Raw genomic sequence first — 15054 nt, 5'->3', positions numbered from 1 at the left:
ATCAGATACGGTCCAGCATGCCGTCGAGCCAGGCGAAAAAGCCGGTGGCGCCGCTTGTGTCTTCGGCCTTCCCCACCAGACCCGCGCTCGCCGCCAGCGGCGTCCGCGCCCGTGGCGGCAGGTATTTGTTTGTCGGGCGCGTCCCCTGCTCCGGCATCAGGTCGATGCCGCCACGTTGCGCCACCATGATCGAGACCGCGGAAGATGGGTCCGCGAGATCGCCGAAATGGCGGGCGTTGGCGGGACAAGTACGCACGCAGGCCGGCTGCCGGTCCACCTCTTCCAGCGTTTCGTTGTAGATGCGGTCGATGCACAGCGTGCACTTCTTCATCACCCCGGCAGCAAGGTCCATTTCACGCGCGCCATAGGGGCACGACCAGGCGCAGAGGCCGCAGCCGATGCATTTGTCCTCATCGACCAGCACGATGCCGTCTTCGGCACGCTTGTAGGAAGCGCCCGTCGGGCAGACGGTAACGCAGGGTGCGTCCTCGCAATGCAGGCAGGATTTGGGGAAATGCACGATGCGCGCTTCACCCGCCTCGCCGACGATCTGGCCGCCCTCCGGCATTACCTCGAAGGAGTGGACGCGGTTCAGCCAGGCACCGGAAACATCGACACCATAGGGGTTTTGATCGGACAGCGCGGCGCCATAACCGCCGGTATTCCATTCCTTGCAGTTGACGACGCAGGCATGGCAGCCGACGCAGACGTCGAGATCGATGACGAGGCCGAGTTTTTTAGGCGTGGGCAACGCAGGCAGGCTGGTCATGATGCCCACTCCTGTCCGTAGCGCAATTCGGTGGGATGCGCTCGCGCTTTACCCGGTTCGGCGAGTGTCGAGAAATGCGGCTCGCTCACCGCGCCCTTGTCGGCCTTTTCGATACGAACCCTGAGGTCATACCAGGCAGCCTGGCCAGTGATCGGATCGGAATTCGACCATCGCCGGCCGTCTTCCCGCGATGGGAGAAGTTCGTGGATCAAGTGATTCATCAGGAAGCCCTTTTGTGCTTCCGGCGCATCGCGATTCAGCCCCCAGGCGCCTTCCCGCTTGCCGATGGCGTTCCACGTCCACACTGTCGAAGAATTGACTGCCTCCATGCGCTGGACCGGCACTTTGATGCGGCTGTGATGCGAGATCAGCCATACCCAGTCGCCGTCGGCGAGCTCCAGCCGGTCGCAGATCGGCCCCGGTACATAAAGCGCGTTCGACGTGTGGATCTGCCTCAACCAGGCATTCATCGAGCCCCAGGAATGATACATCGCCGCCGGGCGCTGGGTGATGGCGTGCAAGGGAAACTCTCCTCTGTCGACCATCGCCTCGCCGAACGGCCGGTACCAGTCAGGCAGCGGATCGAAGCTTGCGAGGATGCGCTCGCGGTGCGTTTCAGGCGCGATTGGTTCGCGCAGCCCCTGCGCCGACAAGCGGAATTTCTGCAGCGATTCCTGGTAGAGCTGGAAGGTGACGGGCTGCGGCGTGTCGAAGAAGCCCATACGCACGGCGAAGTCCTGATAGGCCTGGTTGGCGTGTTTGAAGAACTGCGCCTCCAGCGGGATATGCGCCGAAAAGAACGAACCGTTGTCGATATAGCGTTGTAATTGCTCGGCATTGGCGGCGCCGCGCCCGGCGCGATCGCCGTTGAGACCGCGAAACCCGGCCAGAGGGCCGATGCCCGGCCGGCGTTCGTGGCGAACGATGTAGTCAGCGTAATCCTTGTACAACGGCTTGCCGTGGTTGTCGGCGAAACCGGGCAATCTGAGGCGCGCGCCGAGATCGATCAGCACGCTCTGGAAGCCGCGCACGTCGCGGTCCGGCTCGACCACCGGCCAGCGGATGGCATCCTGCACGGCATCCGGCTCCGAGATCGGCCGGTCGAGCAGCGAAATGCAGTCATGCCGTTCGAGATAGGTGGTATCGGGCAGGACGAGGTCGGCATAGGCGACCATTTCGGAGGCATAGGCGTCCGAATAGATGATCTTCGGGATCTTGTATTCGCCAGTCTCCGTGTCCTTGTCCTCAAGCATGCGGATGACGCCCGCGGTGTTCATCGACGAGTTCCAGGCCATGTTGGCCATGTAGAGGAACAACACGTCGATCGGATACGGATCGCCGGCATGGGCGTTGGCGATGACCATATGCATCAACCCGTGCACCGAAAGCGGCGCATCCCAAGAAAACGCCTTGTCGATACGGGTCGGCTTACCCTCGGCATCGATCAAAAGATCTTCCGGCCCGCGCGGAAAGCCTAGATGCGGCCCTGACAGCGGCTTGTTGGAGCCGAAATGCTCGGCCCGTCCATGCGGCGTCGGATGCGCCGTCACGGGCTTGGGATAAGGCGGCTCGAAGCGGAACCCGCCCGGGCAATCGACCGCGCCGATCAGCACCTGCAGCATATGCAGCGCCCGCGCCGTCTGGAAGCCGTTGGAATGCGCCGAAATCCCGCGCATGGCATGGAATGACACCGGCCGCCCGACAAAGGCTTCATGGCGTTGGCCGTTGATGTCGGTCCACGGTTGTTCGATCGTTATCGTCTCGTCGAAGGCCACGCGGCCGATCTCCGCCGCCAGCCCGCGAATGGTCTCGACCGCGACGCCGGTTTCCCCGGCCACGGCTTCCGGCGCGTATTTCGGGTCCAGGTATTTTTCGGCGAGCAACTGGAAGGACGGTACCGCGAAACGACCATCGGCCAGTTGCACGCGGCCGGAAAGCGCTGCCCTTGCCCCCCTGGCGCCTGCCGCAACGACCTGTTCCGTCACGCTTTCGAAGACGAGCGGCTTGCCCTCGCCATCCCGCGCGAACAGGCCGTGCTCGGCGGTGCCCGGGGCGTCGATCACCAGCCAGGTGGCATTGGAATAGCGCACCAGATAGTCGACATCGATGCGGCGCGCCTTCAGGAGCTCATGCACGATGGCCAGGATCAACAGGCCGTCAGTGCCGGGCCGCACGCCGATCCAGTTGTCGGCTACCGCCGAGTAGCCGGTGCGCACCGGGTTGACCGAGACGAAACGGGCACCATTCCGCTTCAGTTTGGCGATGCCCATCTTGATCGGGTTGGAATCGTGATCCTCCGCCACCCCGAACAAAACGAACAGCTTCGTCCGCTCCCAGTCCGGCTGGCCGAACTCCCAGAAGGCGCCGCCAATGGTCATGATGCCGGCGGCGGCCATGTTGACCGAGCAGAAACCGCCATGGGCGGCATAGTTCGGCGTGCCGAACTGCTGCGCCCAAAAGCCGGTCAGGGATTGCGACTGGTCGCGCCCGGTGAAGAAGGCGAGCTTCTTCGGATCGTCGCGGCGCACGTTGTCCAGCCAGCCGGTGGCGATCGCCAGCGCCTCGTCCCAGCCAATCTCCTGGAATTTGCCGGAACCGCGCGGCCCCACCCGCTTCAGCGGCGCCCGCAGACGCGCTGGCGCATAGTGCTGCATGATGCCGGCCGAACCCTTGGCGCACAGAACGCCCTTGTTGACCGGATGGTCGCGATTGCCCTCGATGTAGCGGATCTTGCCGTCCTTGATGTGCACGTTGATGCCGCAGCGGCACGCGCACATGTAGCAGGTCGTCTTGCGGACCTCGTCAGCGACGGGTTCGGACAGAGCCACATACGGCTTGGGACTCATCGATAGCTCCTCACACCGAAGTACTATCGAGGGCATCGAAGAAAGGAAATGCGTGAAACCGGCGGTTATGGATGTTTCATTATTCAAATGATGCCGGATGCGAGCAAACGGCACTAAGAATCGTAGCGATCGCGCAAAACCTCCGCCGATGAAGCCGGCACGAGAAGGCCGGCCTGATCGCCGGCCTGTCTGACTTTATCGATGCCAGTTTAGTTCGTCACCACGATGCGTGTGCCGCTCATGCCGACTTCCTTGACCAGCGCGTAGAATGTGGCGGCGTTGGCCGTAGAGAGCCGCACGCAACCATGCGACGCCGGCCGTCCGAGTTGACGGACCGCATTGGTGCCGTGCACGGCAAAGCCGCCATTGTAGAAGACGGACCATGGCATCGGCGAATTGTCGTATTTCTGCGAATACCACATCCGGTGCAAACGCTTCGGCCGCCAGCTTCCGCTCGGCGTGACGTAACCCTTGCGCGCCGTCGAAACGCTCCAGCGATAGAGCACCTCGCCGTAACGACTGACGGTCATCGTCTGTGTAGAAATGTTGATCCTGGCGACGAGACTGTCTGCCTTCGCTTCCGACAGCACCCCAAGCAGTGCCATCGCAAAAATCCCGCCCAGTAAAACGGACCTTTTCATGAGCATACTTCCCCTTGCTTGCTCCTGTGTCTCCGCGTGCCTGCCGCTTCACACTATCTTTCAAATGTTAAAAGAACAGTGAGCCAGCTTACACAAAGGCTATTGATCTTCCGCCAATCGCGAACGTGTGAACGCCCAGCGTTTCTTCCCACGGCTGCAGCTGCGCCACGTGCTGACGCTGTTTGGCTCAATCGCTAGGCTTGCAAGGTGACGTCTTTCCCTGCTCAACTTCGCCCAATGACCGACCGACTCTTGCATGGCATCGATGCACGCACCGACGACCTCGTCGCGCTGACCGCTGACCTGATCCGCTTCCCGACGGTCAACCCACCCGGCGAAGCCTACCGGCCATGCGCGGAATACATCGCCGAGCGCCTGAAGAAACGCGGCTTCGAGACGGAACTGGTCCGTGGCGAAGGCACGCCCGGCGACAACGACCGCTATCCGCGTGTCAATGTCGTTGCCCGCTTCGATGGGCGCACGCCGGGACCGACCGTGCATTTCAACTCCCACATCGACGTGGTCGAGGCCGGCGAAGGCTGGACCGTCGATCCCTTTGCCGGTGTGGTGAAGGATGGCCGGGTCTATGGCCGCGGCGCCTGCGACATGAAGGGCGGCCTCGCCGCCTCCATCATCGCCGTTGAAGCCTTCATGGATGCCTATCCTGACTTTCCCGGCGCGATCGAGATATCGGGCACGGTGGACGAGGAATCGGGCGGCTTCGGCGGCGTCGCCTATCTGGCCAGCAAGGGTTATTTCTCAAAGCCGAAGGTCGATCACGTCATCATTCCAGAACCGTTGAACAAGGACCGCATCTGCCTCGGCCATCGCGGCGTATGGTGGGCGGAGATCGAGACGCTGGGCGAAATCGCCCATGGCTCGATGCCGTTCCTCGGTGACAATGCGGTTCGCCACATGGGCGCGGTCCTGGCGGCCTTCGAGGCGGACCTGTTCCCGGCGCTGGACAAGAAGCAGACGTCGATGCCGGTGGTGCCGGAGGGCGCGCGCCGCTCCACCATGAACATCAATTCCATCCATGGCGGCCAGACCGAGGACTTCAGGCCGGGCCTGCCCTCGCCCAACGTGCCGGATTCGTGCCGCCTCACCATCGACCGCCGCTTCCTGCTGGAAGAAAGGATCGATGAAGTGAAGCGCGAGGTGACCGACATCCTCGACCGCTTGAAGCGCGAGCGCGCCAGGTTCGATTACCGCATCCGCGACGTCATGGAGGTCCAGCCGACCATGACCGAGCGCGACGCGCCGGTGGTCAAGGCCGTGGCCGAAGGCATCATGCAGGTGTTCGAGCGCGAGCCCGCTTATGTGATCTCGCCCGGCACCTATGACCAGAAACACGTTGCCCGCATTGGCCATCTGTTCGATTGCATTGCCTACGGGCCCGGCATTCTCGATCTCGCCCATCGGCCGGACGAATGGGTCGGCATCGACGACATGGTCCAGTCGGCCAAGGTGATGGCAATCGGCTTGAACGTGTTGCTGCGCGGCGGGGCCCGCTAGACCCTGTGTGCCGTTACCGACAGATCGGGCCGCTGGTTGATCGTCTGCAACACCACGCAGTAGCGCTCGGTGAGTTTCACAAGCGAATCGATCCGCTCCTGTGGTTCGTCCGTCTGCAACTGGAACCCCAACCTCACCGCCCGGAAGCCGACCGGCGTATCCCTGGCAACGCCCAGCGTGCCGCGAAAATCGAGATCGCCCTCGGCCGTGATCGCCGCCGCCGCCAGCTGGAACTCGAGCGCGGTTGCGACCGCCTTCAGCGTGACGCCCGCGCAGGCGACGAGCGCTTCCAGCAGCATGTCGCCGGAGCACAGCTCCAATCCACTGCCGCCGGTTGCCGGATGAAGCCCGGCTATCGCCAAGGCACGGCCGGTCTCGACCTTGCAGGCGATCGACTGGTCGTCGATCGAGCCTTTGGCGCGCAAAGTGATGAGCGCCTTCTCGGGTGTCTCGCGATAGGCCTCCTTGAGCGGGGCCTGGAGATTCTTGAGCATTGCGGCATCCATCGTCTCACTCCCTGCGCGCCATCCCGGCACCGCCCGAACAGAGCTGCCGGATGGAGCCGATACATTGGCATAAGATTTCCCCATCAGCATCATCGGGGAAAACAAATGCGATTTACTAGAACGGGATTTCACGCTTCTATCCCGCCGGGCTAACATTGAGGGAGTTTGAGATGAGGCACTGGAAGACCATTCTGGCCGCGGCTGCTGTCGCGCTGGCCTCTAGCACCGCGGCGATGGCCGCCCGCACCGATCTGGTGCTCGGCATGGTGCTTGAGCCGCCGCATCTCGACCCGACGGCGGGAGCCGCCGCAGCCATCCGCGAAGTCACCTACGCCAACATCTTCGAGGGCCTGACCCGCATCGGCCCCAATGGCGAAGTGCTGCCGGACCTCGCAGAAAGCTGGACGATTTCGGATGACGGCAAGGTCTATACGTTCAAGCTACACAAGGGCGTGAAGTTCCACGACGGCACCGATTTCGATGCCTCGGACGTCAAGTTCTCGCTGGACCGCGCCCGTGCCGAAAATTCCCAGAACGCGCAAAAACAGCTTTTCGCCGCCATCGACACCGTCGAGGTCGTCGACCCGACGACGGTGAAGGTGACGCTGAAGCAGCCGCAGGGTTCCTTCCTCTACAATATGGGCTGGGGCGACGCGGTGATCGTGGCGCCAGAAAGCGCCGACACCAACAAGGAAAAGCCGATCGGCACCGGCCCCTTCAAATTCCAGAACTGGGTGAAGGGCTCCTCGTTGACGCTCGTGAAAACCGACAATTACTGGGGCGAGCCGGTTCATCTCGACAAGGCCGAATTCCGCTTCATTCCCGATGCCGCGGCGGCCGTGGCGGCGATGCTGTCCGGCGACGTGCAGGCATTCCCGTTCTTTTCACCGGATGCCGTTCCCCAGGTTAAGGATGCGCCCAACCTCAAGGTCGTGGTCGGTGCCACCGAGGGCGAGACCATCCTGGCCATGAACAACAAGAAGTCGCCGCTCGACCAGTTGAAGGTGCGCCAGGCCGTGTCCTACGCGCTCGACCGCAAGGCGATCATCGACGGCGCCTCGGCCGGTCTCGGCGTACCGATCGGCTCGCACATGTCGCCGTCCAACAAAGACTATGTCGACCTGACCGGCGTGTACCCGCACGATCCGGCCAAGGCCAAGGCGCTGTTGAAGGAAGCCGGACTGGAGAACGGCTTCAAGGCGACGCTGAAATTGCCGCCGCCCGACTATGCGCGTCTCGGCGGCGAGATCGTCGCGTCGGAATTGCGCGAGATCGGCATCGACCTCGAGATCATCCCGGTCGAATGGGCGCAATGGCTGGATCAGGTGTTCACCAAGAAGGACTACGATTTCACCATCGTGTCCCATACCGAGCCGAACGACATCGATATCTATTCGCGCAAGGACTACTACTTCAACTACCACAACCCCGAGTTCAACAAGGTCATCGACGAGTTGAACCTCACCGCAGACGAAGCCAAGCGCAAGGAATTGCTGGGCAAGGCGCAGAAGATCCTCGCCGACGATGCCGTGGTCGGCTTCATGTTCGAATTGCCCAAGGTGGGTGTCTGGGACTCCAAGCTGGAAGGCCTGTGGCAGAACCAGCCGGTGCCGGCCAACGACCTCACCAAGGTGAAGTGGGCGGATTGATGAAAGGTATCTTCTCCCCGTTCGCGGGGAGAAGATACCAGCAGGCAATTAAGGGGCGGCGCCAGACATTGCAGAGCATATTATTGCCCCTCATCCGTTCGTTTGGCACACCTTCTCCCCGTGAACGGGGAGAAGGAAAAGTGCGCCGCGCATGACCGCCTATCTTTTCAAGCGCATCGCAATCGCCTTCGCCACGCTGGTGCTTGCCTCGATCGTCGTGTTCGCCGTGCTGGAAGTGCTGCCCGGCGATCCCGCGCGGCTGATGCTCGGCATGAGCGCCAGCGCCGAGCAGGTCGAGCAGCTGCGTACGCAGATGGGGCTGAACGACCCGCTTCTGCTGCGCTACCTGCACTGGATCGGCAATCTTGCCGTGCTCGATTTCGGCCGTTCCTACACCTATGCGGTGCCGGTGATCGACCTGGTGCGCGAGCGCATCGTCGTCTCCCTGCCGCTGGCGCTGATGGCGCTCGCCCTGTCGACGCTGATCGCCATTCCGGTCGGTCTCTACGCCGCCGCCCGCCAAGGCCGTTTCGGCGACACCGTCTCCATGGGCGCTTCGCAAATCGGCGTCGCCATCCCGAACTTCTGGTTCGCCCTGCTGCTGATCTATCTTTTCGCCGTCTGGCTGAAATGGGTGCCGGCGGGCGGTTTCCCGGGCTGGGGAAGCGGCATCTGGCCGGCACTGAAGGCGCTGGTCCTGCCGGCCATTGCGCTGGCACTGCCGCAGGCCGCGATCCTTGCCCGCGTGACGCGGCAGGCGCTGATCGAAGTCTTGTCCGAGGACTATATCCGCACCGCGCGCGCCAAGGGCATGCCCTACCGCGCCGTCCTGTGGCGGCATGCGCTGCGCAATGCCATGATCCCGGTGCTGACGATCCTCGGTCTGCAATTCGCGTTCCTGCTAGCCGGCACCATCATTATCGAGAATGTCTTTTATCTCCCCGGCCTCGGCCGGCTTGTCTTCCAGGCCATTAACCAGCGCGACCTGATCGTGGTGCAAGGCGGCGTCATGTTGCTGGTCGCCGCCGTCATCCTCGTCAACCTCCTGGTCGACTTCTCCTATGCGCTCGTGGATCCGCGCCTGAGGACACGATCGTGACGCTACAGACTGAAATCCCGCGGGAAACCTTCGGCTCCCTGGTCGCGAAAGCCTTCCGGCACCGGTCCTTCGTGCTCGGGTTCGCGATCACCGTTCTGGTCGCCGCGATGGCCACCCTTTCGTTCCTGTGGACGCCCTACGACATCACTCGGCTGGTGATTTCCGACAAAATGCTGGCGCCGTCCGCGGCGCATTGGTTCGGTACCGACCATTTCGGCCGCGACATCCTGTCGATGATCATGATCGGCGCCCGCAACTCCATCGCCGTCGCTTTGGTCGCCGTCGGCATCGGCATGGGCATCGGCGTGCCGCTCGGCACGTGGGCGGCGGCGCGCGGCGGCCTGGTCGACGAAGCGCTGATGCGGCTGAACGACCTCGTTTTCGCCTTCCCGGCGCTTTTGTCGGCTATCATGATCACCGCCATCTTCGGCCCCGGCGCCGTTAACGCCATCATCGCCATCGGCATCTTCAACATTCCGGTCTTCGCCCGTGTCGCGCGCGCCGGCGCCCTCACCATCTGGCCGCGTGAGTACATCCTTGCCGCCCGCGCCGCCGGCAAGGGCAAGACGCTGATCACGGTGGAGCACATCCTGCCCAACATCGCGACGTTGCTGCTGGTGCAGGGCACGATCCAGTTCGCGCTGGGCATCCTGGCTGAAGCCAGCCTCTCCTATCTCGGCCTCGGCGCGCAACCGCCGATGCCGAGCTGGGGCCGGATGCTGTTCGAGGCGCAGACCCGCATGACACAAGCGCCCTGGATGGCGATCTTCCCGGGTATGGCCATCGTGATCACGGTTCTGGCATTGAACCTGCTCGGTGACGGCATTGCTGACAATCTCGATCCCAAGTCGCGGCGACGCCGATGAGCCTGCTTGAAATCGAGAACCTGTCGCTCTCGATCGGCAGCCGCCCGATCCTGAAAGACATCGATCTTTCCGTCGCGCCGGGTGAGGTGGTCGGGCTGGTCGGCGAATCCGGTTCGGGCAAATCGATGACGGCAATGACCGTGATGCAGTTGCTGCCGTTCACGGCCAGGGCTGCGGGCAGCGTGCGTTTCGACGGTATCGACATCCTCGCCGCAACCGAGGACCAGATGTGCGCCTTGCGCGGCGACGACATCGGCATGGTGTTCCAGGAACCGATGACCGCGCTCAATCCGGTCAAGACCATCGGCGAACAGGTTGCGGAAGGCATTCGCTGGCACACCAAAGCCGGCCGCGCCGAAGCGGAAGAACGCGCGCGAAAGATATTGGACCGGGTCGGTTTGCCGGAGGCGAAGTTCCCGCTCAGCCGCTATCCGCATGAACTGTCCGGCGGCCAGCGCCAGCGTGTCGTCATCGCCATCGCCTGCGCGCTGAAGCCGAAACTCCTGATCGCCGACGAACCGACCACTGCCCTCGACGTCGTCTTGCAAGCGCAGATCCTCGACCTGCTGCGCGATCTGGTGCGCGAGAACAATATGGGCCTGCTGCTCATCTCGCACGACCTGGCCGTGGTCACCGAAATGTCCGACCGCATCACCATCCTGCGCCATGGCGAGGTGATGGAGGCCGGAGAGACCGCGCGCACGCTTTCCGATCAGTTGCATCCCTATACGCGGCAACTGGCGCTCGCCTCGATGCATGTGCCGGAGCGATTGCCCGCCCCAGTGGGAGTGAGCAAAGCGCCCCCTCTCCTGTCCGTCGAAAACGTCTCGCGTCTCTATCCCGGCCGCCGTACCTCCTTCTTCAAACGCGGCGCGCCCGTTCACGCCGTCGACGACGTTTCGCTGACGATAGCGCCCGGCCAATCGGTGGCACTCGTCGGCCGCTCGGGCTGCGGCAAGTCCACACTGGCGCGCATGATCCTCGCCCTCGACAACCCGAACGCCGGCACGATCCGCTTCCGCAACGAGACGATCTCGCGTCGGGACGAGGCGGAACTGAAGCCGGCGCGACGCGACATGCAAGTGGTGTTCCAGGACCCTTACGGTTCGTTCGATCCACGCCAGAAGGTCGAAAAGCTGGTGGCCGAGCCCCTGCATCTCTTGGAGAAGAAACCCTTGCCGGCGGAGCGCCGCGAGATGGTGGCGCAGGCGCTGCACGAAGTCGGGCTCGGCCCGTCCGATCTCGACAAATACCCGCACGAATTCTCGGGCGGCCAACGCCAGCGCCTGTCGATCGCGCGCGCCATCATCACGCGACCGAAACTGGTCGTCGCCGACGAGCCGGTTTCGGCCCTCGACGTGTCGATCCGCGCCCAGATCCTCGACCTGTTCGCGGATTTGAACAGCCGGTTGGGCGTCGCCTATCTGTTCATCACTCACGATCTGACCGTTGCCCGCGCCATCACCGACGAGGTGCTGGTCATGCATGAAGGCAGGATCGTCGAACGCGGCAGAACCGGGGAAGTCCTCGACCATCCGCAATCGGAAGCAGCACAGGCGTTGGTCACTGCCGCGCCCGACCTGCACCGCGCCATTGCCCGCAGAATGCAGGAACAAGGCTGAGAAGCGGCTCAGTCGGCCGACGAAAACCTAGATCATCTGGAATTCGCCGGTCTTCTTGAACCGGACATAGGCTTCTGCGCTGCGTGCCATGTTGGGCAGCATTTCGGGCAGCGCGCCGGGTGCGAACCATCCAACCGCGCTGCTTTCGTCGTCCATGGCGGCGGCCTCCCCCGTAAAGCTGCGCGTGTAGAAAATCAGCACGAAGAACTGGGTCCGATCGCCATTGGGGAATTCGAAGCTTTCGTAGCGGGGATTGCTGCCGAAGGCGAAAGGCTTGACGTCGCGAACGACCAGTCCGGTTTCCTCGGCGACCTCGCGCATGATGATCGTCTCGATATCCTCGCCTTCCTCGGCGCTGCCGCCCGGCAGGCCCCAAGCGTCGAAATCGGTGCGCTTGTGCAGCAAGATAAAGCCATCATCGCGCTCGATGACGATGCGTGCGCCGGGCACCAACACAAGGCGGTGCCCGATCAGTTTTCGCAGCCGTCCGAGATAGCTGTCGGCAAAGCTCAAACGACTACCCTTATTGGTTCAATCGGCCGGTTGCGTCGGCGGTGTCAGCTCTTCACCAGATCCACTGGGTTGATGCCGAGCAAATCGAGCGAGCGGCGCAGAAGCTTCACCTCGTTGTCGGCGAGATGGTGGTCGGCCTTCGCGATCTCGACCATGTGTTGTGCCAGCAGCTTGCGACGCTCCACATCGAGGTCGCGGAACATGGCAATCGCCTGCGAACCATTGGTCTCGTAGCCGAACTCGTTGAGATATTCGATCACCGCGTCGATGCTGTCCTCGGGGATGCCGAAGGAGCCGGAGCAGATGCGGCGGAAGACCTCCATCTCGCTTTCCGAAACGGACCCGTCGGCCAGGATCATGCGAAACAGCATCAGCAATTCGGCCGACAGCACCGGATCGTCGGCGACCTTGCGCACTCCGGGGTCGCCTTCGAAGATCGAGCGAATCTTGTCCAGCAGCGCCATCGCCATCGCGTTCCTCCAGAATCGGGCCTCATAGGTAGCGCGTATTGGCCCTTGCGCAAACGGGTTGCCTATGATGGAACGCCGCTGTCTCCCCGTTTGTTCCTCTCCCGGCGCTCTCCGCCCCATGATCGATCTCACCTTTCAAACCGTCGCCATGCTCGGGCTGGCCGCCTTCGTGGCCGGCATCATCGATTCTATCGCCGGCGGCGGCGGGCTGATCACGATCCCGGCGCTGCTCCTGGCCGGTTTCTCGCCGATCGAGGCACTCGGCACCAACAAGCTGCAGGGGCTTTTCGGCTCCGGCTCGGCTACCCTCGCCTATGCGGCCAAGGGTCAGGTCGATCCGCTCAAGCAATGGCCCTCGGCATTGATGTCGCTTCTTGGCAGCGTGCTCGGTGCCATCGCGGCAACAGTCGTTCCCGGCGATGTGCTGCGCGCCGCGCTGCCTCTCATCCTGATCGCGATCGCGCTCTACTTCGCGCTGAAGCCCAATATGGGCGATGTCGACCGCACCGAACGACTGTCGCCCTTCCTGCTCGGCCTCACCGTCGTCCCGGCCATCGGTTTCTATGACGGCCTGTTCGGACCCGGCGCCGGTTCGTTCTTCATGCTGGCCTTCGTCGCGCTCGCCGGTTACGGCGTGCTCAAGGCCACCGCGCACACCAAGCTGCTGAATTTCGCCTCCAACATCGGCGCCTTCGCCGTCTTCGCCACGGTCGGCGTGATCTTCTGGAAAGTCGGCATCGTCATGGGCATCGCCCAGTTCCTCGGTGCCAGGCTCGGCGCCAGCCTGGCGGTGCGCGTCGGCGCGAAGCTGATCAAGCCGCTGCTGGTGCTGACCTGCGTGGCACTGGCCGCAAAACTTCTGATAGACCCGGCCAACCCGCTGCGCGTTCTGATTGGTGTCTGAGGCCAGCGCTGATAGCATTGCCCTGCACGAATCATGTGGAGAGGGAATCCAGACATGAATCTCAGCGCACCCACCCAAATTGTGTTCATCATTTCCGTCGTCATCGCCATCATCGGCCTTCTGGCGGCGCTTGGCGTCTTGTCCTTCATACCGCTGGCGGCGGTGTGGATCATGCTCATCGCCTATATCGTTCTGGCGGTCGGCTGCTTGTTGCGCGGCGTCTGACGGCACGCCCAATCGATCGACTTTTGATTTCGGCGGGCAAGAGCTAAACTCCGTATAGAGGAGATGGCGATGCCTGCCGGAAGCCAGGACAGCGAGAACGAGCCGCGGCATTTTTTCATGCTGCGCCGGGCGCCTGTGCCGGCTTTGCGTTCGGTTGTGACGGATATCTGCGGCTATCGCGAACTGACGCCCGGCCACTACCGCCAGATCGAATACGCGACGCTGATCGTGCCGCTGGTGATCAATTTCGACGCGCCGTTCGCGATCGCACTCGGCCGCCCTCCCCAAGAAGACGACCGCCACGACAGCTTCGCTGCCGGCCTCTACGCCGGCCCGGTGACGATCGATTCCTTCGGTCACAGCTGTTGCCTGCAGGTGAATTTCACGCTTGCCGGCGCAAGGCGTTTCTTCCGCATGCCGCTCAGCGAACTCACCGACCGCATGGTGCCGTTGGACGATGTGCTGGGACATGACGGCGCCGCCTTGCGCGAGGCGCTCGGCAATGAGCAAGACTGGGACCGGCGCTTCGATCTCGTCGAGGACTTCATCGTCCGCCGGGTGGCCGCGGCATCGCCACGAGGACCGCAAATCGCCTGGGCGGTGGACCGGATTCTGGAGAGCGGCGGACAGACGCGCATCGGCCTGATCGCCGCCGAACTGGACTGGAGCCGCCGGCATCTCGCCGAGCGCTTCCGCGATGCCACCGGTGTAGCACCGAAGACACTGGCGCGCATGGTCCGCTTCAACCGCGCGCTTCAGCTGTCGCGGCGCGGAGACGGCAATTGGGCCGGCATCGCCGCCGACTGCGGTTACGCCGACCAGGCGCATCTGGCCCGCGAATTCCGCGACCTGGCCGGCACGACGCCCGGCACGCTGAGCACCTGACCGCAGCCTGTCCGGCCAGATGCCGAAGGTAACATTTCTTCAAGACGCTCCCATCGCATGCCGGCCAGGATGACGCATCGTCCAACCCGACAGGAGATGACCATGTCCACCGAACCGCCCCGCCTCTATCCCGTCATGCGCTTCCGCGACGCGCCCATGATGGTCGACTGGCTCGCCAAGGCCTTCGGCTTCACCGTGCATGCCCGCTACAACGATGGCGAAATGATCCAGCACGCCGAACTCGCCCTCGGTTCCGCTATGATCATGCTGGGGTCTTCACGCCGCGACCGCTTCGGCGAAATCGTCGGCGAACCTGGCCCCAACGGCCGTTCCATCTACATCGCCGTCGACGATGCGGACGTGGCCTTTGCACGCGCCGAGGCGGCCGGCGCGGAAATCCTCGAAGGGTTGACGGACCGCGGCTATGGCAGCCGCGAGTTCATCTGCCGCGACCCCGAGGGCAACGTCTGGTCGCTCGGCACCTATTGGCCGAAGACAGGCATCAAGCCGAACTGACGGTTTCCCGAAAGGGCGTGGCGCGCCC

General features: G+C 63.3%; 15 protein-coding genes. 9 read left to right on the top strand and 6 right to left on the bottom strand.

Going from position 1 to position 15054, the window contains the following annotated elements; all coding sequences use genetic code 11:
• Window position 1: 1 nt before the first annotated feature.
• The 3 genes from FZF13_RS20275 to FZF13_RS20265 form a co-directional block, all read right to left on the bottom strand.
• Window positions 2-769, bottom strand: a complete 768-nt coding sequence (locus FZF13_RS20275; protein WP_024926864.1) for a 4Fe-4S dicluster domain-containing protein — start codon at window positions 767-769, stop codon at window positions 2-4.
• On the bottom strand, window positions 766-3615 hold the full coding sequence (locus FZF13_RS20270) for a molybdopterin oxidoreductase family protein (protein ID WP_024926863.1): 2850 nt from the start codon (window positions 3613-3615) through the stop codon (window positions 766-768). The genes FZF13_RS20275 and FZF13_RS20270 overlap by 4 nt, the downstream gene beginning before the upstream one ends.
• Window positions 3616-3824: 209 nt before the next feature.
• A complete protein-coding gene (locus FZF13_RS20265) occupies window positions 3825-4256 on the bottom strand; it encodes a L,D-transpeptidase (protein ID WP_024926862.1) in 432 nt (143 codons plus the stop codon).
• 237 nt (window positions 4257-4493) lie between these two features.
• Here FZF13_RS20265 and FZF13_RS20260 point away from each other — a divergent pair, with 237 nt between their 5' ends.
• The gene (locus FZF13_RS20260; protein ID WP_024926861.1) at window positions 4494-5771 is read left to right on the top strand and encodes an acetylornithine deacetylase/succinyl-diaminopimelate desuccinylase family protein; all 1278 of its coding nucleotides are present in this window, start codon (window positions 4494-4496) and stop codon (window positions 5769-5771) included.
• On the opposite strand, the gene FZF13_RS20255 is transcribed toward FZF13_RS20260, so the two are convergent.
• Window positions 5768-6277: an OsmC family protein gene (locus FZF13_RS20255; RefSeq protein ID WP_024926860.1), complete on the bottom strand. Its 510-nt coding sequence runs from the start codon at window positions 6275-6277 to the stop codon at window positions 5768-5770. The two genes, FZF13_RS20260 and FZF13_RS20255, sit on opposite strands and share 4 nt — an antisense overlap.
• Window positions 6278-6447: 170 nt before the next feature.
• Here FZF13_RS20255 and FZF13_RS20250 point away from each other — a divergent pair, with 170 nt between their 5' ends.
• The 4 genes from FZF13_RS20250 (at window position 6448) to FZF13_RS20235 (ending at window position 11513) form a co-directional block, all read left to right on the top strand.
• Window positions 6448-7926, top strand: coding sequence for an ABC transporter substrate-binding protein (locus tag FZF13_RS20250; RefSeq protein ID WP_024926859.1), 1479 nt, complete (start codon window positions 6448-6450; stop codon window positions 7924-7926).
• Window positions 7927-8077: 151 nt separating this feature from the next.
• Window positions 8078-9025, top strand: coding sequence for an ABC transporter permease (locus FZF13_RS20245; RefSeq protein ID WP_024926858.1), 948 nt, complete (start codon window positions 8078-8080; stop codon window positions 9023-9025).
• Entirely contained in the window at window positions 9022-9891 is an 870-nt protein-coding gene (locus FZF13_RS20240; RefSeq protein WP_024926857.1) for an ABC transporter permease, read from the top strand. The genes FZF13_RS20245 and FZF13_RS20240 overlap by 4 nt, the downstream gene beginning before the upstream one ends.
• Window positions 9888-11513 carry an ABC transporter ATP-binding protein gene (locus FZF13_RS20235; RefSeq protein ID WP_024926856.1) on the top strand — a complete coding sequence of 542 codons (1626 nt, stop codon included), beginning with the start codon at window positions 9888-9890 and terminating at the stop codon, window positions 11511-11513. The genes FZF13_RS20240 and FZF13_RS20235 overlap by 4 nt, the downstream gene beginning before the upstream one ends.
• Window positions 11514-11540: 27 nt before the next feature.
• Here FZF13_RS20235 and FZF13_RS20230 read toward each other — a convergent pair whose 3' ends face one another.
• Window positions 11541-12026: an NUDIX domain-containing protein gene (locus tag FZF13_RS20230; protein WP_024926855.1), complete on the bottom strand. Its 486-nt coding sequence runs from the start codon at window positions 12024-12026 to the stop codon at window positions 11541-11543.
• Between the two features lie 44 nt (window positions 12027-12070).
• Window positions 12071-12496 carry a tellurite resistance TerB family protein gene (locus FZF13_RS20225; RefSeq protein WP_024926854.1) on the bottom strand — a complete coding sequence of 142 codons (426 nt, stop codon included), beginning with the start codon at window positions 12494-12496 and terminating at the stop codon, window positions 12071-12073.
• Between the two features lie 118 nt (window positions 12497-12614).
• On the opposite strand from FZF13_RS20225, the gene FZF13_RS20220 reads away from it, so the two are divergent.
• The 4 genes from FZF13_RS20220 (at window position 12615) to FZF13_RS20205 (ending at window position 15026) form a co-directional block, all read left to right on the top strand.
• Complete coding sequence (locus FZF13_RS20220) at window positions 12615-13400, top strand: TSUP family transporter (protein ID WP_024926853.1); 786 nt, start codon at window positions 12615-12617, stop codon at window positions 13398-13400.
• A 54-nt stretch (window positions 13401-13454) separates the two neighbouring features.
• Window positions 13455-13625, top strand: coding sequence for a hypothetical protein (locus FZF13_RS20215; protein ID WP_139116491.1), 171 nt, complete (start codon window positions 13455-13457; stop codon window positions 13623-13625).
• A gap of 69 nt (window positions 13626-13694) precedes the next feature.
• Window positions 13695-14510, top strand: a complete 816-nt coding sequence (locus FZF13_RS20210) for a helix-turn-helix transcriptional regulator (RefSeq protein ID WP_024926852.1) — start codon at window positions 13695-13697, stop codon at window positions 14508-14510.
• Window positions 14511-14606: 96 nt separating this feature from the next.
• Window positions 14607-15026: a VOC family protein gene (locus FZF13_RS20205; RefSeq protein WP_024926851.1), complete on the top strand. Its 420-nt coding sequence runs from the start codon at window positions 14607-14609 to the stop codon at window positions 15024-15026.
• Window positions 15027-15054 lie beyond the last annotated feature (28 nt).

The sequence above is a fragment of the Mesorhizobium terrae genome (genome assembly GCF_008727715.1).
GTDB classification, from domain to species: Bacteria; Pseudomonadota; Alphaproteobacteria; order Rhizobiales; family Rhizobiaceae; genus Mesorhizobium; species Mesorhizobium terrae.
This window is presented reverse-complemented; position numbering and strand designations above follow the sequence as displayed.